Annotated in this window: 15 protein-coding genes; 6 read left to right on the top strand and 9 right to left on the bottom strand. The window is 64.3% G+C overall.

The window, feature by feature from the left end:
* Nucleotides 1-188: 188 nt before the first annotated feature.
* From lplT to AB3X89_RS27420, 3 genes are all read left to right on the top strand, one after another.
* Nucleotides 189-1,487 (top strand): lysophospholipid transporter LplT, encoded by a 1,299-nt coding sequence (gene lplT, locus AB3X89_RS27430; RefSeq protein ID WP_368586085.1) that lies wholly within the window; start codon nt 189-191, stop codon nt 1,485-1,487.
* A 207-nt stretch (nt 1,488-1,694) separates the two neighbouring features.
* Nucleotides 1,695-4,382 (top strand): DNA mismatch repair protein MutS, encoded by a 2,688-nt coding sequence (gene mutS, locus AB3X89_RS27425; RefSeq protein WP_368586084.1) that lies wholly within the window; start codon nt 1,695-1,697, stop codon nt 4,380-4,382.
* Entirely contained in the window at nt 4,369-5,784 is a 1,416-nt protein-coding gene (locus AB3X89_RS27420; RefSeq protein ID WP_368586083.1) for a hypothetical protein, read from the top strand. The genes mutS and AB3X89_RS27420 overlap by 14 nt, the downstream gene beginning before the upstream one ends.
* On the opposite strand, the gene AB3X89_RS27415 is transcribed toward AB3X89_RS27420, so the two are convergent.
* Nucleotides 5,764-6,306 (bottom strand): peptidylprolyl isomerase, encoded by a 543-nt coding sequence (locus tag AB3X89_RS27415; protein ID WP_013089763.1) that lies wholly within the window; start codon nt 6,304-6,306, stop codon nt 5,764-5,766. The genes AB3X89_RS27420 and AB3X89_RS27415 overlap by 21 nt on opposite strands.
* Nucleotides 6,307-6,338: 32 nt before the next feature.
* Between AB3X89_RS27415 and AB3X89_RS27410 the strand changes: the two genes are divergently transcribed.
* Both AB3X89_RS27410 and AB3X89_RS27405 read left to right on the top strand, forming a co-directional pair.
* Nucleotides 6,339-7,592, top strand: coding sequence for a cupin domain-containing protein (locus AB3X89_RS27410; RefSeq protein ID WP_368586082.1), 1,254 nt, complete (start codon nt 6,339-6,341; stop codon nt 7,590-7,592).
* A 231-nt stretch (nt 7,593-7,823) separates the two neighbouring features.
* On the top strand, nt 7,824-8,072 hold the full coding sequence (locus AB3X89_RS27405; RefSeq protein ID WP_368586081.1) for a hypothetical protein: 249 nt from the start codon (nt 7,824-7,826) through the stop codon (nt 8,070-8,072).
* A gap of 200 nt (nt 8,073-8,272) precedes the next feature.
* On the opposite strand, the gene AB3X89_RS27400 is transcribed toward AB3X89_RS27405, so the two are convergent.
* From AB3X89_RS27400 to AB3X89_RS27390, 3 genes are all read right to left on the bottom strand, one after another.
* The gene (locus tag AB3X89_RS27400; RefSeq protein WP_368586080.1) at nt 8,273-10,525 is read right to left on the bottom strand and encodes an ATP-dependent DNA helicase; all 2,253 of its coding nucleotides are present in this window, start codon (nt 10,523-10,525) and stop codon (nt 8,273-8,275) included.
* A gap of 63 nt (nt 10,526-10,588) precedes the next feature.
* Entirely contained in the window at nt 10,589-10,807 is a 219-nt protein-coding gene (locus AB3X89_RS27395) for a DUF465 domain-containing protein (protein ID WP_013089766.1), read from the bottom strand.
* Nucleotides 10,808-10,955: 148 nt separating this feature from the next.
* Nucleotides 10,956-11,963 carry a hypothetical protein gene (locus AB3X89_RS27390; RefSeq protein ID WP_368586097.1) on the bottom strand — a complete coding sequence of 336 codons (1,008 nt, stop codon included), beginning with the start codon at nt 11,961-11,963 and terminating at the stop codon, nt 10,956-10,958.
* 259 nt (nt 11,964-12,222) lie between these two features.
* On the opposite strand from AB3X89_RS27390, the gene AB3X89_RS27385 reads away from it, so the two are divergent.
* Nucleotides 12,223-14,574: a Tex family protein gene (locus AB3X89_RS27385; protein ID WP_368586079.1), complete on the top strand. Its 2,352-nt coding sequence runs from the start codon at nt 12,223-12,225 to the stop codon at nt 14,572-14,574.
* A gap of 154 nt (nt 14,575-14,728) precedes the next feature.
* Here AB3X89_RS27385 and AB3X89_RS27380 read toward each other — a convergent pair whose 3' ends face one another.
* The 5 genes from AB3X89_RS27380 to AB3X89_RS27360 form a co-directional block, all read right to left on the bottom strand.
* The gene (locus AB3X89_RS27380; RefSeq protein ID WP_368586078.1) at nt 14,729-16,615 is read right to left on the bottom strand and encodes a potassium transporter Kup; all 1,887 of its coding nucleotides are present in this window, start codon (nt 16,613-16,615) and stop codon (nt 14,729-14,731) included.
* A 232-nt stretch (nt 16,616-16,847) separates the two neighbouring features.
* Nucleotides 16,848-17,420, bottom strand: coding sequence for a phosphoribosyltransferase (locus AB3X89_RS27375; protein ID WP_013089770.1), 573 nt, complete (start codon nt 17,418-17,420; stop codon nt 16,848-16,850).
* A gap of 18 nt (nt 17,421-17,438) precedes the next feature.
* Nucleotides 17,439-18,785, bottom strand: coding sequence for an adenylosuccinate synthase (locus tag AB3X89_RS27370; RefSeq protein ID WP_368586077.1), 1,347 nt, complete (start codon nt 18,783-18,785; stop codon nt 17,439-17,441).
* Between the two features lie 219 nt (nt 18,786-19,004).
* Complete coding sequence (locus AB3X89_RS27365) at nt 19,005-20,156, bottom strand: ATP phosphoribosyltransferase regulatory subunit (RefSeq protein WP_176136218.1); 1,152 nt, start codon at nt 20,154-20,156, stop codon at nt 19,005-19,007.
* A 239-nt stretch (nt 20,157-20,395) separates the two neighbouring features.
* Nucleotides 20,396-20,587, bottom strand: coding sequence for a DUF2065 domain-containing protein (locus AB3X89_RS27360; protein WP_013089773.1), 192 nt, complete (start codon nt 20,585-20,587; stop codon nt 20,396-20,398).
* Nucleotides 20,588-20,594 lie beyond the last annotated feature (7 nt).

Here is a 20,594-nt window from a genome sequence, read left to right as displayed (position 1 = left end):
GGCAACGTATAAGAGTTGTGCAGAAAAGCGGCTTCGGCCGCTTTTTTGTTGGCGGCGCTGCGGCGTACGGGGCGGCGTGCCGAAAAGCCGCGGTGACTCGGGACGGGACTTGGCCGGGACCGTTCTGTGCTCCATCCCGCTTTGACCCTGTCCGACGTTCACCCCGGGCGCAGACTCTAACCGGCCCCATGAAAAAAGGCTTCCATACGATCATCGCGGCACAGTTCATTTCGTCGCTCGCCGACAATGCGCTGTTGATCGCAGCCATCGCGCTGCTTTCCGCAATGCGCTCGGCCGCGTGGGTTACGCCGCTGCTGCAGGTCTTCTTCACGATCTCGTACGTGCTGCTCGCGCCCTTTGTCGGCGCGTTCGCCGATTCGATGCAAAAGCGCCACGTGATGTTCATCTCCAACGCGCTGAAGGCGAGCGGCTGCCTGATGATGATCATCGGCGTTCATCCGATGATCGCCTACGGCGTGGTCGGCTTCGGCGCGGCCGCGTATTCGCCCGCCAAGTACGGCATCCTCACCGAGCTGCTGCCCGCCGAAAAGCTGGTGCGCGCGAACGCGTGGCTCGAATCGGCGACGGTGCTGTCGACGATCGTCGGCACGATGCTCGGTGGTGCGCTGATCAGCACCGTCGTCGAGCATTTCGTCACGCGCGTGCATTTGCCGCTGATGCACTCCGCCGCCGATCTCGCGATGGCCGCGGTGATGCTCACCTACGCGATCGCCGCCGCGATCAACATCTTCATTCCGGATACCGGCGCGCGCTATCCGAACCGGCTGACCGAGCCGAGCAAGCTGCTCGGCGATTTCCATCACTGCTTCCGCGTGCTGTGGGCCGACAAGCTCGCGCAGATCGCGCTGTGGGTGACCACGCTGATGTGGGGCGCCGCGGTGACGATGCAGCTGCTGGTGCTCAAATGGGCGAACGTGAACCTCGGGCTGTCGTTGTCGAAAGCCGCGGTGATGCAGGGCGTGACCGGCGTCGGCATCGCGATCGGCGCGGCGAGTGCGGCCGCGCTGATTCCGTTGCGACACTCGCTGAAGGTTTTGCCGGTCGGCGTGCTCACAGGTGCGGTGGCGATCTTGATGGCCTTCTACAACAAGGACCTGTTCCCGCCGGGCGCGGGGCTGCGCTTCGGCACGCACGTCGCGCCCTACTACATTCTGCTGGCCTACCCGCTGATGATCGTGCTCGGCGGACTGTCGGGCTTTTTCATCGTGCCGATGAACGCGGTCCTGCAGCATCGCGGCGCGACGCTGCTGTCGGCCGGTCACTCGATCGCCGTGCAGAATTTCAACCAGAACCTCGCGGTGCTGCTGATGCTCGGCGTGTACGCGCTGCTGCTCACGGCAAAGATGCCCGCGCAGTGGATCATCGTCGTGTTCGGCAGCTTCATCACAGTGCTGATGTGGCTCGCGAAACGCCGCAGCGCCGAGAACGAACGCAGAGTGGACATGCGGGCGATGATCGAGGAATGAATGCATCGGGGTGCTCCGGCAATGACCGCGCGTGGCGCGGCTCGACGGCGCAGCCCGCCGCGATCGCGTAAATCGCACGCTTATATCGGATCGCTCATGCTGCCATCATGCTCCCGGGTTGGGCATCGTCCGTTCGGCCAGGGTCCGCTCGCCCCGCCGGCGGGTTAAACTCACGCCCTGAGCATCTACCGCAAGAAGACACGAAGGATGGGCATTCAAACCGCAGCGGCCAACGACGTCGCACAACACACGCCGATGATGCAGCAGTACCTGCGCATCAAGGCGGAGCATCCGGGCACGCTGGTGTTCTACCGGATGGGCGACTTCTACGAACTCTTTTTCGACGACGCGGAAAAAGCCGCGCGCCTGCTCGACCTGACGCTCACGCAGCGCGGCGCATCGGCGGGCAATCCGATCAAGATGGCCGGCGTGCCGCATCACTCGGTCGAGCAGTATCTGGCCAAGCTCGTGAAGCTCGGCGAATCGGTCGCGATCTGCGAACAGATCGGCGACCCGGCCACCTCGAAAGGCCCGGTCGAGCGCAAGGTGATGCGGGTGGTCACCCCTGGCACGCTGACCGACGCCGCGCTGCTGTCCGACAAGAGCGATGTCTATCTGCTCGCGCTGTGCGTCGCGCACAATCGCCGCGGCGTCGCGACGAGCGTCGGTCTTGCGTGGCTCAATCTCGCGAGCGGCGCGCTGCGCCTCGCCGAAGTCGCGCCCGATCAGGTCGCCGCCGCGCTGGAGCGTATTCGTCCCGCGGAAATTCTGGTCGCCGATGCCGCCGCCGACTCCACCAGCTGGACACCGCCTGTCAACGCCAGCGCGCTCAAGCGCGTGCCGGCCTGGCACTTCGATGTCACGTCGGGTACGAAGCGCCTGTGCGATCAGCTCGAAGTCGCGAGCCTCGACGGCTTCGGCGCGCATTCGCTCGGCTGCGCATGCGGCGCGGCGGGCGCATTGCTGCTGTATGCGGCGTCTACGCAAGGCCAGCAACTGCGTCACGTGCGCAGCCTGAAGGTCGAATCCGAATCCGAATACATCGGCCTCGATCCGGCCACGCGCCGCAATCTCGAACTCACGGAGACGCTGCGCGGCACCGAATCGCCGACGCTGTGCTCGCTGCTCGACACCTGCTGCACGACGATGGGCAGCCGCCTGCTGCGTCACTGGCTGCATCATCCGCCGCGCGATTCGGCGGTGGCGCAGGCGCGGCAGCAGGCGATCGGCGCGTTGCTCGACGCGCCGCCGGGCACCGATCTCGATACATTGCGCAGCGCATTGCGGCAGATTTCAGACATCGAACGGATCACCGGGCGTCTCGCGCTGCTGTCGGCGCGGCCGCGCGATCTGTCGAGCCTGCGCGATACCTTCATCGCGCTGCCTGCTTTGCGCGCGCAGCTCGCGGTAGTGGCAGCGAACGCGGATTCGCTTGCGCGCATCGACGCGGCGCTCGAGCCGCCGGATGCGTGCGTCGATTTGCTCAAGCTCGCGGTCGCCCAAGAGCCGGCCGCGATGGTGCGCGACGGCGGCGTCATCGCACGCGGCTATGACGCGGAACTCGACGAACTGCGCGATATTTCGGAGAACTGCGGACAGTTCCTGATCGATCTCGAAACACGCGAACGCGCGCGCACCGGCATCAACAATCTGCGCGTCGAGTACAACAAGGTGCACGGCTTCTATATCGAAGTCACGCGCGGCCAGACCGACAAGGTGCCCGACGACTATCGCCGCCGGCAGACGCTGAAGAACGCCGAGCGCTACATCACGCCCGAGCTGAAGACCTTCGAGGACAAAGCGCTGTCCGCTCAGGAACGCGCGCTCGCGCGCGAACGCGCACTGTACGACGCATTGCTGCAAGCGTTGCTGCCGTTCATTCCCGACTGTCAGCGCGTCGCACTCGCGCTTGCCGAACTCGATCTGCTGGCCGCGTTCGGCGAACGCGCTCGCGCGCTCGACTGGGTTGCGCCGACGTTCTCGGCGAACGCCGGCATCGACATCGAGCAGGGTCGTCATCCGGTGGTGGAGGCGCAGGTCGAGCAGTTCATCGCCAACGATTGCTCACTCGCGACCGAGCGCAAGCTGCTGTTGATCACCGGTCCGAACATGGGCGGTAAGTCGACTTTCATGCGCCAGACCGCGTTGATCGCGCTGCTCGCATACGTTGGCAGCTACGTGCCGGCGCGGCGCGCGGCCTTCGGACCGATCGACCGTATCTTCACGCGCATCGGCGCCGCCGACGACCTCGCCGGCGGCCGCTCGACCTTCATGGTCGAGATGACCGAAGCCGCCGCGATCCTCAACGACGCGACGCCGCAAAGCCTCGTGCTGATGGACGAGATCGGCCGCGGCACATCGACCTTTGACGGTCTCGCGCTCGCGTGGGCGATCGCGCGTCACCTGCTATCCCACAATGGCTGCTACACGCTGTTTGCGACGCACTATTTCGAGCTGACGCAACTGCCCGCGGAATTTCCGCACGCAGCAAACGTGCATCTGTCGGCGGTCGAGCATGGGCATGGCATCGTGTTCCTGCATGCTGTCAACGAAGGACCGGCCAATCAGAGCTACGGTCTGCAGGTCGCGCAACTCGCCGGCGTCCCCAACGCGGTGATCCGCGCGGCGCGCAAACATCTCGCGCATCTGGAACAGCAATCGGCCGCGCAGCCCGCGCCGCAACTCGATCTGTTTGCGACGCAGCCTGCCATGCTCGCCGAAGATGCGGACGACGACCTCGAGGCGGCGAGCGACGCAACGCCTGCGTCGCCCGCAATGCAGACACTCGTCGAGCGCCTGCGCGGCATCGATCCGAACGATCTGCGGCCGCGCGAAGCGCTCGATCTGCTGTACGAACTGCATGAACTGGCCGTCGCTCCGGATGCGAACCACTGACACGCGGAGACGCCCGCCGCATCCGTGCGGGCTTCGCGCAGCGCTGCGCCACGTGCTCGCACCGGCAGGCGGCATCGTCGTGCTCGCGGCCGTGTGCGCATGGAGCGCGCCGGCGCACGCAGAAGCCTCGCGCTTCGGGTTCGCAGTGGTCTCCGACACGATGCACAGCCCCGCGGACGAAGCCGCCACGCAACGGTTGCTCGATGCGATTGGCCGCGAGCGCGATGTGCGCTTCATCGTCTACGACGGCAATCTGAAAGGGCCGAAGGAAGTTTGTCGCGACGCGTTGCTCGAGCGCCGTCAGACGTTGCTCGATAGCTCGCGCACTGCCCTCTTTTTTATCCCCGGCCAGCATGACTGGGTCGATTGCGGCACGGCGGAAGCCGGCGGCTTCGATCCGGTCGAACGGCTCGACCAGTTGCGCCAGACGCTGTTCGCCGAGCCGACCTCGATGGGACAGAACCCGGTCGCCTTGACGCGCGAGAGCGAGGTGTCGCGCTTCCGTCCATTTCGCGAAAACGTGCGCTGGGTGGTCAACGAAAAAGCGAATACAAAAGGCGGCGACATCGTCTTCATCGGTTTGAACGCGCCGGGTCCGAACAATCACTACCTGAGCGCGGCCGGCAGAAACGGTGAGTTCGAAGATCGCGTGATCGCCAATGCATTCTGGCTCGAGCACGCCGCCGAATACGCGAAGCGCCGGGACGCGCGCGCGATCGTCGTGTTCATTCAGGGTGACTTCGCCCCGGAGCGCTATGAGCGACCCGAACGGTTCGCCTGGCTGCACTTTGCGCACAGTCCGCGCCGCGACGGCTTTCTCGAATTCAAGCGCAGTCTGGTCAAGCTCGCGCAGATTTTCTCCGGACCCGTGGTCGTCGTTCATGCAGACGATGAACGGCAGGCCGGAGGTTTCGTCATCGATCAGCCGCTACGCAACGACAAGGGGATGGTCGTGACGAACTTCACGCGCATTGCGCTCGCGCCGCGTGATCGTCTCAACCAATGGATTCAAGTAGAAGCGGATTTCGGCAGGAAGCCGCCGTTCAGAGTCAGCGTGCGCGACGTGCCGAAGCAGATGCCGCTGCCCACCACGCCGCCTGTCTTGCCACCCGTATCGCCGCGTGACGAATCCGGCGCGTCGATGCCGGCTGCGCCGGAGATGCCGAATGTGGAAGGGTTCGGGCCGGGGTCGGAATTGCCGCCCGTATTGCAGACGCCTGGAGAGTCGCAGGACCAGCAGCCGCGCATCCCGTCCGACCAGGGCGGCGGCGACTACGGGCCCGCGATCTCAATGCCGCCGGGGTCGATACTGCCAGCTTCGCCAGCATTGCCCGCACCGGTGCCGCCTGCCCCCGCGACGACACCGCGCACACCCGCAAGCTCAGTGCAGGGTCGGTTTTGAGTTGTCGTCTTCGTCCTCGTCTTCGTCGTCGTCGAGGACTTCGAGGCCGTCCGCGCCATGCGCGTGCTCGTGCTGGATTTCGTCTTCAGTTGCCGGACGCACGTCTTTGACGGTCAACGCGAAACGCAGCGCCATGCCGGCGAGCGGATGGTTGCCGTCGAGCACGACCTTGTCTTCGGCGACGTCGGTCACCACGTAGACCAGCGCGTCGATTTCCTCGTCGCCATCTTCCGGGGTGCCTTCGAACTGCATGCCGACTTCGAGCGGTTCCGGGAAGCGATCGCGCGGCTCGATCTTCACAAGCTCGGGATCGTATTCGCCGAACGCGTCTTGCGGCTCGAGCTGGATCTGGGTTTCGAAGCCAGCCTCGTGGCCGTCGAGCTCTTCCTCGATCTTGGGGAACGTGCCATCATAGCCGCCGTGAAGATAGACCATCGGCTCTTCGCTTTCCTCGATCAGATTGCCTTGCGCATCCGACAGCTTGTACGCGACCGACACGACGGTGTTCTTTGCGATTTTCATTCGATTCTCCAGAATACAACTCACATTATACGATGCCCAGGCGGCCCACTCACCTCCCGGCCGATGCACGTTCGGCAAGCAATTCGCCGTCTGCTGCAAAGCCGGCCACGCAGCCCATTCTTCCGCCCTCGCCCGACATTCCGACCGCACTGCTCGGCCAGCTTAGCCCGTCGCAATTCATGCGCCGCTACTGGCAGAAAAAGCCGCTGCTGATCCGCCAGGCGATTCCGGACATCGAAGCGCCGCTGTCGCGCGACGAGTTGTTCGAGCTGGCCGATCAGGACGACGTCGAAGCACGCCTGATCACGCACTTCCGCAACAAATGGCAACTCGAGCACGGCCCGTTTGGGCCCGACGAACTGCCGTCCGTCAAACAGCGCGCGTGGACCCTGCTCGTGCAGGGCGTGGACCTGCATGACGATCGCGCCCGTGCGTTGCTCGACCGTTTCCGCTTCGTGCCGGACGCGCGTCTCGACGACCTGATGATTTCGTATGCGACCGATGGCGGCGGCGTCGGCCCGCACTTCGATTCCTACGATGTGTTTCTTTTGCAAGTAAAAGGCAAGCGCCGCTGGCGGATCAGCGCGCAAAAAGACCTGACGCTGCAGCCCGGCTTGCCGTTGAAAGTTTTACAGCACTTCGAGCACGATCAGGAGTGGGTGCTCGAGCCCGGCGACATGTTGTATCTGCCGCCGCACATCGCGCACGACGGCATCGCCGAGGGCGAATGCATGACCTGTTCGATCGGTTTTCGCGCACCGTCCGAGAGCGAATTGACCGCGCAGTTTCTGTACCACCTGGCCGAGCGCGGAGACGCGACAGGCAAGGCCGGCGCCCTTTACCGCGATCCGCGGCAGGCCGCCGTCGAGCGGCCGGCCGAACTGCCCGCGGCGCTCGTCGACCGGGTGGGCGCGATGCTTGCTAAAGTGCGATGGAATGAGCAGGACATTGCGTCGTTCCTCGGCACATACCTCAGCGAACCGAAGCCGAGTGTCGTCTTCGATCCGCCCCAACGGCCGCTCAACGAAGCCCGTTTCATCGGCGTCGCATCGAAATCCGGTCTACGGCTCGATCGCAAGACTAACCTGTTGTATGAACGTCGTTTTTTCTTCGTAAATGGAGAAGAAATGACGTGGGACGGCGCGAAAAAATGGCTGTTTGATCTCGCGAATCGGAGGTCCATGAGTGCGAAACGCTTTGTAACACTATCGCACGATTCATCTGTGACATCACTGCTACACGAGTGGTATCGTGCGGGCTGGATACAGGTGGGCGAGCTTGCGTAACTCTGCCCACGTGCTATACCGTACAGTGAAATTTTGTATGAGAAAGACAACGTATTGACCCCGGATTTATCGACTGTCAGTACGAAAGTGCATATAATTTCCGCCCAAGCCGTAGGGAAGATTCCAGCTCTCGAAAGAGCATCTCCACCAGCGGCCCAGGTCGGTGTTGGAGCACATTACCGGTTTTATTTTGCGCTGTTGCTTACCTTTAAACCATAAAAGGACGTGATCATGAAGAAATCCCTCCTCGTAGCATCCCTGTTGGCAGCTGTGGCACTCGCTGCATGCAATAAGAGCGAACAAGCCGCTGCTCCGTCAGATGCTGCGTCCGCACCTGCTGCCGCGTCCCCGGCTGAAGCAGCATCGCCGGCAGTCGCTGCATCCCCGGCAGAAGCAGCATCGCCCGCAGAAGCAGCATCCCCGGCTGAAGCAGCATCGCCGGCTGAAGCAGCATCGCCGGCTGCAGGCGCAAGCCAGTAAGCTGCGCTCGCTCGACGTTGCGACGGCTCTCGTCGCAGCCAACGTCGATGAGGGAGGCTGCTCAAACCAGCAGCCCCTGGCAAGCAGCATTAAAAAGCCACGAATGCAAATTCGTGGCTTTTTTGTTTGCGATGCACCGCGCATGCAGCACACGTCGTTGGGTTGCTGCGTCACCTGAACGCAGCAACCGATCAAGACATTCAACCGCGTTCGACCGGTTCCTCGAAGAACTCGCGGACCACCTCTATCTCGCGGGTGCGTTTGAACGGCGGCAGACTCTGCCAGATACGGCGGCCATAAGGCTTATCGACGAGCCGCGTATCGCAGATCATCAGCACGCCACGATCGGTCTCCGCGCGAATCAGCCGGCCCGCGCCCTGCTTCAATGTGATCACGGCTTGCGGCAACTGATGCACGGCGAACGGGCTCAAGCCCTTCTTCGTCAGTGCGTCGAGCCGCGCGGCCAGCACGGGATCGTCTGGCGGCGCAAACGGCAGCTTGTCGATCACCACCAGCGACAGCGCGTCGCCGCGCACGTCCACACCTTCCCAGAAGCTCTGACTGCCGACCAGAATCGCATTGCCGTACGTGCGAAAGCGATCGAGCAGTTCGGTGCGGCTCGCATCGCCCTGCACCAGCAGCGGATAGTCCCAGCCGCGCGACTCGATCGCGTCGCGCAGCTTCGCCGAGATACGGTCCACCGCGCGTAGCGTCGTGCACAGCATGAAGACGCCGCCACCCGATGCTTCGATCGCGGGCAATGCCGCATCGAACACAGCGTCGGTGAACATCGGCGATGACGGCTGCGGCAGATTGCGCGGCACGTATAGAAGCCCTTGCGACGGATAGTCGAACGGGCTCGGCAAGCTCATCGAGCGCTTCGAGTTCAAGCCCATCTGCGCCGCGTAGTGCGTAAAGTCGCCCCGCACCGACAGCGTCGCCGATGTGAAGATCCACGCGCGCGGCACGCCGGCGCGCTGTTTCGCGAAAATCGGCGCGACCGACAACGGCGTTTCGTGCAACTGCACCGTGTGCGAGAACACCTCGATCCAGCGGACCTTTTCGTTCGGATTGGTGCGCTCGGCACCTGCGTCGCCTTCGCGTGTCGCACCCGCGTCGCGTTCCGCGCTCGTTGGCCGCGTGGTCCAGCCGCTCAGCACGTCCTGGAGCTCGCGCGCGCGACGCAGACACGCGCCCAGCGATTCGGCTCGCTCGGCCTGCCCCGCCAACGCCGAAGCTAAAGCGTCGAGCTCGGCTTCGAGCGTGTCGAGCGCGGGGAATAGCGGATGATCGTCGGGCAACTGGCCGATCGACAGACGCACCGTATCTTCCTTGAACGCAAGCCGCACGTCGCGCGCGGCGCGCTCGAGCGTCGCGCCGAGCTTGACCCAATCGACCGCATCGCGTGCGTGACCGAGACCCTCGGCCACCGAATCGCGCGCGAGCTCGAGAAACTGCGCGGTCGATAGCGTCTCGCCGAAAAACAGCGTGGCGGTTTCGGGCAGCTGATGCGCTTCGTCGAAGATGACGGTGTTCGCAGTCGGCAGCAACTCCGCCATGCCGGTATCGCGCAGCATGATGTCGGCGAAAAACAGATGGTGGTTGACTACCACGATATCGGCCTGCTGCGCTTCGCGGCGCGCCTGCATCACGAAGCAGTCCTTGTAGTGTGGACACTCCTGGCCGAGACAGTTGTCGCGCGTCGAGGTGACCATCGACCACACCTGCGCGGTCTCCGGCACACTCGCGAGTTCAGCCTTGTCGCCGGTGCGCGTGATCTTCGCGAAGCGCACGATGTCCTGCAGATACGAGGTCTCCTGGCGCGACGGCAAACGGCCGTTGTCCGCGGTGCGTTGCAGGTAGTAATGGCACAGATAGTTCGCGCGGCCCTTCAGCATCGCGACCGACACCGGCACCGCGAGCGCGTCGCGCACGGTCGGAATGTCGCGCTGGAACAGCTGGTCCTGCAGATGCTTGGTGCCGGTCGAGACGATCACCTTGCCGCCCCACAGCATGGCCGGCACGAGGTACGCATAGGTCTTGCCGGTGCCGGTCCCCGCTTCGACGATCAGCGTGTTCTCACCTGCTTCGACGCCTTCGGCTTCGGCGTTGCTGTCGGTCGCCTCAGTGGCGGCGTCAGCGCCAGTCTGCTGCAGGCGTCGCGCCGGGCGCTTCTGCGCCTCGAACATCACGGGCTCGGGCATTGCACGGCCCGACGCCTCCATCGCCGCGGCAACCGCGCGCGCCATCTCGATCTGCGACGCACGCGGCCGATAACCGTCGATCTGCCGCGCGAGCAGACCGTTGTCGGCGAAGATGTCGTCGAGCTCGCTCGCGCGGCGCCGACTCAACGACACGCCCGGCACCGGCGCTGCCGCGCGCGGCGCGGGCGTGCCCGAAGCAGATGCGTTGTCCGGCGCGGCCCGGGATGAAGTGTCATGCGATGAATTCAAGGCAAGCGTTCCTGCTAAGTCGGGCTCGCGCGCTGCGCGCCCGGCGCCTGCCAGGCCGCGAACTCAGGCGCGCGCGTCCGGTTCGAGCTGCAATTGCAGCAAGATGATGGTGTCCTTGACTTTGAGTTTGCGCTTTTTCAGGCGCTGCAACTCGAAGTCGTCGATGCCGGGTTCATCCGACATCCGGTCGATCAACCGGTCGAGTCCACTATGCTCCGATTCCAGTTGCAGAATGCGGTCGCGAAGTGTGTTTGCGTCGATGACGTGATGACGATCGCGCATGCTCGCCTCCTCGGGTCGGCGGCACCGACCGCGTGCGCGCGGTCCGATGCCTGAGGTTGCTGTCCGGCTCAAAACGCATTACGGCGACTACGGCGGCCGTGGCCACGACCGCCACGGCTCACTCTACGGCACTCCCACTACAGCACGCTTACTGTTGCTGTTGCTGCTGCTTTTGCTGCTCTTCGAGCTGTTGCTGCTTCAACTGGTCCTGACGCTTCTGCTCGGCCTTTTCGGCGGCCTGCTTTTGACGCGCTTCGACATCGAGCTTGTGCTGCGCGGCCTCGGCCTGCTTCCGCTCGAAATTCTCCTGTTTTTGCTGGCGCTCCGCAGCCTGTTGCGCGCCCTGCCTACGCGCCTCCTCGAGCTTGCGCTGGTAGTCGCTCTGCTTCTGGTCGTAGGCCTTCTGATTGGCCGCCGACTGCGCCGGCGTGACACCACGCTGCGCCTGGTCGAGCGCATGCTGGCGCTGCTTCTCCTCGTAGGCCTGCGCATTGGCCTGGTGCTGCGGTGCCGCGGCGTTGCGCTGCGCCTGCTCGAGCGCGTGCTGACGCTGCTTCTCCTCGTAGGCCTGTGCATTGGCTTCGCGCTGCGGCGCCTCGGCGTTGCGCTGCGCCTGATCGAGCGCGTGCTGACGCTGCTTTTCCTGATACGCCTGCTCGTTGCGCGCGTCTTCGGCGGCGCGTTGCGGCGCTTCCGCCTCGTTTTGCGCGCGCCGTAGCGCGGTGCGCTCGTCGCGCTCGCGGGCGCGCTGCGCACGCTGCTCGGCGTCGAGCGCGAGCTGCTCCTTGCGGATGTCCGCCTGCACGCTGCGCATCGCGTCGCGCGCACGATTCAAACAGTGATTGACGAAGAAGCGGCTGTAGCAGTTGTGTTGCGCGACAGCGAATTGATAGTTGTTGTCGTCGGTGCGCTGATTGAGCACCTGTTGCCGCTCGTCGAACGACTTGTCCAGCGGGGCTGCATCACTCGCGCTTTGAGGGCTGCCGCCCGTTGCGGCGGCTTGCAGGCCCGAGGCCGCGACCGGCGCCGTATCTTGCGCGGGCGTCGCGCTCTGTGCCGCGGCCGACACCGGCACGGCAAGCGCTGCGGCGATCACGCACGACGCGGCCGCCGTTACCACCGACGGACCGAACCAGCGCAACGAAACCAGCGGCAATTGAGACGAACCCCGAGACGAACCCGGCAGCGAACCTGACGCCAGCGAAGAGACCAGGCGGTTGAGGGACAAGGAGATTGGCAACGTCGTAGAGGGTCAACGGAACATGCCCGAAATTCTAACACCCCGCGGTTGAGGCCTTTGGCATTTATGGCAAAATGCCCCGCTCTAGCAACCTGGTCGCGGCGCACGCCCGGCCTGTCCCGAATTGCCGCCCGCGCGCGGCCCATCACTGAGTCCGCAGGAACACCAAGACCTTATGACGGAAACCGTAGCACTCAAGATCGTCCAGCGCATCGCCACCGAACTGTCCGTCCAGCCGCGCCAGGTCGCGGCCGCGGTGGAACTACTCGACGAAGGCGCGACCGTTCCGTTCATCGCCCGTTACCGCAAGGAAGTGACCGGCAATCTCGACGATACGCAACTGCGCAACCTCGAGGAACGCCTGCTCTATCTGCGCGAGCTGGAAGACCGGCGCGCGGCGATCATCGCGAGCATCGACGAACAGGGCAAGCTCACCGACGAGTTGCGCAGCGCGATCGAAGGCGCCGATAGCAAACAGGTGCTGGAAGACCTCTATCTACCGTACAAGCCGAAGCGCCGCACGCGCGCGCAGATCGCACGCGAAGCCGGTTTGCAGCCACTCGCCGACGCGCTGCTCGGCAATCCGCTGCTCGATCCGCAAACCGAAGCCGCCGCCTACGTGGACGCGGACAAAGGCGTCGCCGACGTGAAGGCCGCGCTCGACGGCGCGCGCGACATCCTCTCCGAACAGTTCGGCGAAACGGCCGAGCTGCTCGGCAAGCTGCGCGACTATCTGTTCAACCAGGGCGTGGTGTCGTCGAAGGTCGTCGAAGGCAAGGAAACTGCCGAAGAAGAGAAATTCCGCGACTATTACGACTACGCGGAAACGATCCGCACTGTGCCGTCGCATCGCGCGCTTGCCCTCTTCCGCGGCCGCAATGCCGGCGTGCTGATGATCAAGCTCGGTCTCGGCGAAGAGCTCGACGCGCAGGTGCCGCATCCGGGCGAAGCGCTGATCGCGCGGCACTTCGGCATTGCCAACCAGAACCGCCCCGCCGACAAGTGGCTCTCCGACGTCTGCCGCTGGTGCTGGCGCGTGAAGGTGCAGCCGCACCTCGAAAACGAGCTGCTGACCAATCTGCGCGACGAAGCCGAACACGAAGCGATCCGCGTGTTCGCACGCAACCTGAAAGACCTGCTGCTCGCGGCGCCCGCTGGTCCGAAGGCCGTGATCGGTCTCGATCCGGGCCTGCGCACCGGCGTGAAAGTGGCGGTGGTCGACCGCACCGGCAAGGTGCTCGCGACCGACACGATCTACCCGCACGAGCCGCGCCGCGACTGGGACGGCTCGCTCGCGAAGCTCGCGCGCCTTGCCGCGCAAACGCAGGCCGAGTTGATCAGCATCGGCAACGGCACCGCGTCGCGTGAGACCGACAAGCTCGCGAGCGAGCTGATCGCGCGTCACCCGGAGCTGAAGCTGCAGAAGATCGTCGTGTCGGAAGCGGGCGCATCGGTGTACTCGGCGTCCGAACTCGCCGCGAAGGAATTCCCCGACATGGACGTGTCGCTGCGCGGCGCTGTGTCGATCGCGCGGCGTCTGCAGGACCCGCTCGCCGAGCTCGTGAAGATCGAACCGAAGGCGATCGGCGTCGGACAGTATCAGCACGACGTGAACCAGCGCGAACTCGCGCGCTCGCTCGACGCGGTCGTCGAAGACTGCGTGAACGCGGTCGGCGTCGATGCGAATACCGCGTCGGTCGCGCTGCTCGCGCGGGTCTCGGGCTTGAACGCGACGCTCGCGCGCAACATCGTCGACTATCGCGATGCGAACGGGCCGTTCCCGTCGCGCGAGCATCTGCGTAAGGTGCCGCGTCTCGGCGAAAAGACCTTCGAGCAGGCTGCCGGCTTCCTGCGCATCAACAACGGCGAGAATCCGCTCGACCGCTCGTCGGTGCACCCGGAGGCGTATCCGGTCGTCCAGCGCATTCTCGCGAAGATCAGCAAGCAGGTCGGCGAAGTGCTCGGCAATCGCGACGCGTTGCGCGGACTGTCACCCACTGAATTCGTCGATGAACGCTTCGGTCTGCCAACCGTGCGCGACATCCTGGTCGAACTCGAAAAGCCGGGCCGCGATCCGCGTCCCGAATTCAAGACGGCGACGTTCCGCGAAGGTGTCGAGAAGGTCAGCGATCTGATCCCGGGCATGGTGCTCGAAGGCGTCGTGACGAACGTCGCGGCGTTCGGCGCATTCATCGACGTCGGCGTGCATCAGGACGGTCTCGTGCACGTGTCGGCGATGTCGACGAAGTTCGTGAAGGACCCGCATGAAGTCGTGAAAGCCGGACAGATCGTCAAGGTCAAGGTGCTGGAGGTCGACGTGAAACGCCAGCGTATCGCGCTGACGATGCGTCTCGATGACGAACCCGGCGCGGCGACCGCGCGCAGCGGCGGGGGTGCGCAGCAGGATCGCGCCGGCTCGGGCGGCTTCAACCGCGGCGGAGCGGGACGGGGCGCGCCGCAGCGCTCGCGCGAACCGGAGCCGGGCGGCGCGATGGCGGCCGCGTTTGCCAAGCTCAAGCAGAAGTGAGCGTATTGGACCGGTGTACGTCGTTGGACGTGCTCCGGTCCATTGCATGACTGCGTCGCGCGCACAACCGCTTACACGCACGCGCGCATAAAACAAAAAGCCCACGCATTGCGTGGGCTTTTTGTTTGCGCTCCCGCACGTCACACGCGGGCCGTCAAATCTCGATCTTGGTCCCCAACTCCACGACCCGGTTAGCCGGGATGCTGAAGAAGTCGGTCGGCTTCGCGGCGTTCTGATGCATCCACGCGAACACACGCTCACGCCACACCGACATCCCCGGCAGTTGCGTCGGCACCACCGTTTCGCGCGCGAGGAAGAACGACGTGTCCATCAATTCGAAGGTCATGTCGTGCGTGCGACCGACGTCGAGCAGCACCGCCTTCACGTCGGGCGTTTCGTTGAAGCCGTAGGCTGCCTTCACCAGCCACAGGCCACCGTTCATGTCCTTCACGGTCACGCGATCGGAGTCTTTCACATACGGAATGTCGCGCGTGACGAAGGTCAGGAAGATCGTGCGCTCGTGCAGCACCTTGTTGTGCTTCAAGTTGTGCAGCAGGCTCACTGGCACCAGCGAATCGCTGCCGGTCAGATAGATCGCAGTGCCCGACACGCGATGCGGCGGATGCGCGACCAGTCCTTGCAGGAACGGCATCAGCGGAATACCGTCCGCGGCCGTGCGCTCCTTCACGATCATCCTGCCCTTGAACCACGTCATCAACAGGAAGAACAGCAGGCCGCCGATGCACAGCGGCAACCAGCCGCCCTCTTCGACCTTCAACAGGTTCGCACCGAAAAAGCCGAGGTCGACCACCAGGAATACGCCGATGATGAGTCCGACGAGCAGTTTGTTCCAGTTCCACACCTTCACCATCACGACGCATGCGAGGATCGTCGTGATCACCATCGTTGCCGTCACCGCGATACCGTACGCGGCGGCCAGATTGTCGGAGCTCTTGAACGCGATCACGATGCAAAGGATGATGAACAGCAGCATCCAGTTCACGACCGGCACATAGATCTGCCCGATCGCGAGTTCGGACGTGTGCAGGACCTTCATGCGCGGCACGTAGCCGAGCTGGATCGCCTGGCTCGTCAGCGAGTACGCGCCCGAAATCACCGCCTGTGACGCGATCACCGTCGCGACCGTCGACAGCACGACGAGCGGCAACAGCGCCCAGTCCGGCGCGAGCAGGAAGAACGGATTTTCGATCGCCTTCGAGTCGTGCATCAGCAGCGCGCCCTGGCCGAAGTAGTTCAGCACCAGCGACGGCATCACGAGCACGTACCACGCCATGCGGATCGGCTTCGCGCCGAAGTGGCCCATGTCCGCATACAGCGCTTCGGCCCCGGTCAGCACCAGCACGACCGAGCCGAGCACCACGTAGGCCTGCAGCACGTGCGCGGCCATGAAGGTGTACGCGTAGTACGGATTGAGTGCGCGGATCACGTTCGGCGACTGCATGATGTGCCACAGGCCGAGCAAGGCAAGCACGAGGAACCACAGCATCATGATCGGGCCGAACAGACGGCCGACCGTGGCCGTGCCGTGCCGCTGGATCCAGAACAGCACGATCAGGATCACGATGGTCAGCGGAATCACCAGATGCGACAGATGCGGCGCGGCGATTTCCAGACCTTCGACCGCCGAAATCACCGAGATCGCAGGCGTGATCACCGCGTCGCCGTAAAACATGCAGGCGCCGAAGATGCCGAGCATCATCAGAAGGCCGGCCATTTTCGATTTCTGATCGACCGAGCGCAACGCCAGCGCCATCAGCGCGAGGACGCCGCCCTCGCCGTTGTTGTCGGCGCGCATCACGAACAGCACGTACTTCACGCCGACCACGATCATGATTGCCCAGAACAGCAGCGAGATCACGCCCAGGATCGACTGATCGGTCAACGGGATACCGTGCGACGGGCTGAAGGCTTCCTTCAGCGAGTACAACGGACTCGTACCGATGTCGCCGAACACCACTCCGATCGCGGCAATCGCAAGGGAAGGAAGCGGCTGTTTGTGTTCGTGGTTGTTATCTGTCATGGACGCGAGGAAATCCGTTCCCGGGCGGAAAAAACGACCGCTATTTTAAACTGCCCATCCGGTACCGCCCGGCTTGTTGTGGATACGCCACGTGGATGTCCGCGCAGTGTAGCACTGCGATATGGACCCGTCTGCCGCAGGGCGAGGGTTCCGCCGCGGCGCATGACGCATAAAAAAACGGAGCCTGACTGGGCTCCGTTTGTGACACCGCGATGACGCGCGCGGCCTCGCGTTAATTGCCCGACGCCTCCTCGGCCTGGGCAATGCCGCGCTTGATCCAGGCGCCGAGGTTATGCGGACGCACGGTGTCCCACTCCTCGAACGGCTGATGAATCCACGGGTTGGTCGGCAGGTACTGCACGTGATAATCGGGCTTCACCTTCGAGCAGCCCTTGTACCACAGCACCGCCGAGCGTACCGCGGTGATAGCCGGATAGCGTTCCTTCAGATGCTGCTGCACGCGCGCGAGCGTGACGCCCGAATCGACGAGGTCGTCGACGAGCAGCACGTTGCCGTGCAGTTCGCCGCGCGTCATCGTGATGTATTGCGCGATGTCGAGTTCGCCCTGCTGCGTGCCGGCCGCCTCGCGATACGAGCTCGTTGCGAGAATGGCCAGCGGCAGATCGTAGATGCGCGACAGCTGGTCGCCGACGCGCAGACCGCCGCGCGCGAGGCACAGGATCTTGTCGAACTTCCAGCCCGATTCGTGCACGGCAAGTGCGAGCACCTCGATCAGCCGGTGATATTCGTCCCAGCCGACCCACAGGTTCTTGTCGTCGTTACGCGGATCTTTCATCGCGATCATCGGTACACCTTGCATCACTTAAACCTTGAACGGATGACGCAACAGAATCGTTTCGTCGCGATCCGGACCGGTGGACACCATGTCGATCGGGATGCCCGCGACTTCCTGCACGCGCGTCAGGTACGCACGCGCATTGGCGGGCAGCTTGTCCCACTCCTTGATGCCGACCGTGCTTTCCTTCCAGCCCGCGAAAGTTTCGTAGACCGGTACGCAGCGTGCGACTTCGGTCGCGCCGCGCGGCAGCAGATCGACGTTCTGGCCGTCGACCGTGTAGCCGACGCACAGCTTCACTTCGTCGAGACCGTCGAGCACGTCGAGCTTGGTCATGCACAGACCCGTCACGCCGTTGATCTGGATCGAGCGGCGCAGCGCGGAGACGTCGAGCCAGCCGGTGCGGCGCGGACGGCCGGTGACCGAGCCGAATTCCTTGCCGACGGTGGCGAGTTCGAGACCGATCGGGTCCTGGCGCGAGGTATTGTCCGCATCGTACAGTTCGCTCGGGAACGGGCCCGAACCGACACGCGTGCAGTACGCCTTGGTGATACCGAGGATGTAGTTGAGCTTCTGCGGACCGACGCCCGCGCCCGCCGTCGCGGCACCCGCGACGCAGTTGCTCGACGTGACGAACGGATAGGTGCCGTGGTCGATGTCGAGCAGCGTGCCCTGCGCGCCTTCGAACAGTAGATTGCCGCCGTTCGCGTTGACGTCGTACAGGCGGCGCGACACGTCGGTGACCATCGGCTTCAGACGGTCGGCGTAGCTCAGCATCGTGTCGAGCGTTTGCTGGAAGTCGACCGCGGCGGCACCGAGGTACTGCGTGAGCACGAAGTTGTGATAGTCGAGATTTTCGCGCAGCCGCTCGGCGAAGGCCGGCGCGTCGAACAGGTCCTGCACGCGCAGGCCGCGGCGCGCGACCTTGTCTTCATAAGCCGGGCCGATGCCGCGGCCGGTCGTGCCGATCTTGCTCGCGCCGCGGCGCGCTTCGCGGCCCTGGTCGATCGCGATGTGATACGGCAGGATCAGCGTGGTAGCTTCGGAAATGAACAGGCGCTTCTGGACGTCGATGCCGGCGGCTTCGAGTTCGCCGATTTCCTTGAACAGCGCTTCCGGCGACAACACGACGCCATTGCCGATATAGCACGCGACGCCGGGATGCATGATGCCCGACGGAATCAGACGCAAGATGGTTTTCTTGCCGCCGATGATAAGCGTGTGACCGGCATTGTGACCGCCCTGGAAGCGAACGACGCCCTGAGCGTGGTCCGTCAGCCAGTCGACGATCTTGCCCTTGCCCTCATCACCCCATTGGGTACCCACGACGACGACGTTACGCCCGGGGTTCACATTCACTGCGCTGGCAGACATGTTGTTTCGTAAGCTGGTTAAAAACGTATTTTACCTAGGTTCGCGGAAGCTTCCGGAATTTTTCCGTTTCCGCTCAAAGGTATGCACGTTATGTTGAGTATTGCGAGGGATGCGCGGCCGCGAAAAGTCGCTCGACCGCGCCGGTTCGGGCGATGCTCGCACCGCCCTGTAGCGAGCGCCGCAAACGTGTTCCCGGCGGGGTTGACCGGAACGCGCGGCTCAAGCGCGCGGTTCGACCACCCATGCGCCATTGCGCTCGACCAGCACGCGGTCGAACGCGAATTCATCGAGATCGTGCTTGTGGCCGGGCAGCGCCTGGATCACCACTTCACCGCCATCGCGCAATGCCGCGACCGCCACGCGCAACGCTTCGTCGTGCCGCCACGGCGCGAGGATCGCGCTGCTGCGCGCTTCGATCGGCGAGATCCGCGCGACTTCACGCAGATCCAGCGAAAAGCCGGTTGCCGCGCGGGCTCGGCCATAGGCCTGGCCGACGTGGTCGTAACGGCCGCCGCGCGCCACCGCGTTCGGCACACCGTCCACGTATGCGGAGAACATCACGCCACTGTGGTACGCGTAGCCGCGCAGATCGGCGAGGTCGATCATCACTTCGGCGCCGTCGACCTGGCTCGCGAGGAACGCGAGGTCGTCGAGCGCGCGGGCGATCGCCGGCGAATTCGGCAGACGCGCGCGGGCCTCTTCGAGCACCGATGCGTCGCCGTACAAAGTGGGCAGAGCGCGTAGCGCGTCGCGAATCACCGGCGAGAATTGCGCGGTCATCTCGACGAGGCGCGGCACGTCCTTGCCGGCCAGTGCGTCGTAGAGCGCCTGGCCGAGTTCCTCGGCGGCCGGCTCGGCTTCGATCAGCGCCGCCAGCACGCCCGCGTGACACAGGTCCAGACGCACCTTCGCGAGGCCGGCGAGACGCAGTGCGTCGAGCATCAGCTGCTGGATTTCGAGGTCCGCTTCGAGGCCCGCGTGGCCGTAGATTTCCGCACCGATCTGGATCTGCTCACGCGTCGCATGCAGGCCGCGCGGCCGCGTATGCGCGACGTTGCCCGCGTAGCAAAGACGCGTGACACCCTGGCGGTTCAGCAGATGCGCGTCGATGCGCGCGACCTGCGGCGTGATGTCGGCGCGCAGACCGAGCGTGCGGCCCGACAACTGATCGACGAGCTTGAAGGTGCGCAGATTCAGATCGTGCCCGCCGCCCGTCAGCAACGACTCGAGGTATTCGAGCAGCGGCGGCATCACCATCTCGTAGCCGTACGAGCGGAAACGGTCCAGCAAGTGACGCCGCAATTCTTCGATCTTGCGGGCCTCCGACGGCAGCACGTCGGCGATATTCTCAGGAAGCAACCAGGTCGACATCGATACAGTCCTACGGCGTTGAACACGGCGTCTTGAAGCGCCGATGATGAATGTGAATGGCGTATAGCGGCTTGATTCTGGCGGCTGACACCGACGCGCGGGCGGCGTTAAGCGGCGTTAAGCGGCGTTAAGCGGCGCTCGCGCGCGCCGCGCGGCGGCCTGACCGGATAGTCGGTGTTTCGCTCGGCCGGTTGAAACACGCCACAGCACGCGGCGTTCGTCGGACAAGCAAGCCGGCTTCAGGTCGCGATGAACAGTAGAACCAGCCCGAGCAACATCACGATGAGCCCACCGACGCGAATCTGATGCGGCGGTCGTTCCGCTATTTTACGGAACGTGTCGCGCCAGGCGCTCGGAAAAACGAACGGAAACATCCCCTCGATAATCAGCATCAGCGCGATCGCGAGCAATAACGAGCCAGCTATGTCCATGCGAGTG

The organism is Paraburkholderia sp. BR14320, assembly GCF_040948665.1.
In the GTDB taxonomy this organism is placed as follows: Bacteria; Pseudomonadota; Gammaproteobacteria; order Burkholderiales; family Burkholderiaceae; genus Paraburkholderia; species Paraburkholderia youngii.
This window is presented reverse-complemented; position numbering and strand designations above follow the sequence as displayed.

Excerpts from the sequence above, each read along its gene's own strand:
- lplT (WP_368586085.1), top strand. The coding sequence starts at position 189 with ATGAAAAAAGGCTTCCATACGATCATCGCGGCACAGTTCATTTCGTCG.
- mutS (WP_368586084.1), top strand. The coding sequence starts at position 1,695 with ATGGGCATTCAAACCGCAGCGGCCAACGACGTCGCACAACACACGCCG.
- AB3X89_RS27420 (WP_368586083.1), top strand. The coding sequence starts at position 4,369 with ATGCGAACCACTGACACGCGGAGACGCCCGCCGCATCCGTGCGGGCTT.
- AB3X89_RS27415 (WP_013089763.1), bottom strand. The coding sequence starts at position 6,306 with ATGAAAATCGCAAAGAACACCGTCGTGTCGGTCGCGTACAAGCTGTCG.
- AB3X89_RS27410 (WP_368586082.1), top strand. The coding sequence starts at position 6,339 with ATGCCCAGGCGGCCCACTCACCTCCCGGCCGATGCACGTTCGGCAAGC.
- AB3X89_RS27405 (WP_368586081.1), top strand. The coding sequence starts at position 7,824 with ATGAAGAAATCCCTCCTCGTAGCATCCCTGTTGGCAGCTGTGGCACTC.
- AB3X89_RS27395 (WP_013089766.1), bottom strand. The coding sequence starts at position 10,807 with ATGCGCGATCGTCATCACGTCATCGACGCAAACACACTTCGCGACCGC.
- AB3X89_RS27385 (WP_368586079.1), top strand. The coding sequence starts at position 12,223 with ATGACGGAAACCGTAGCACTCAAGATCGTCCAGCGCATCGCCACCGAA.
- AB3X89_RS27380 (WP_368586078.1), bottom strand. The coding sequence starts at position 16,615 with ATGACAGATAACAACCACGAACACAAACAGCCGCTTCCTTCCCTTGCG.
- AB3X89_RS27375 (WP_013089770.1), bottom strand. The coding sequence starts at position 17,420 with ATGATCGCGATGAAAGATCCGCGTAACGACGACAAGAACCTGTGGGTC.
- AB3X89_RS27370 (WP_368586077.1), bottom strand. The coding sequence starts at position 18,785 with ATGTCTGCCAGCGCAGTGAATGTGAACCCCGGGCGTAACGTCGTCGTC.
- AB3X89_RS27365 (WP_176136218.1), bottom strand. The coding sequence starts at position 20,156 with ATGTCGACCTGGTTGCTTCCTGAGAATATCGCCGACGTGCTGCCGTCG.
- AB3X89_RS27360 (WP_013089773.1), bottom strand. The coding sequence starts at position 20,587 with ATGGACATAGCTGGCTCGTTATTGCTCGCGATCGCGCTGATGCTGATT.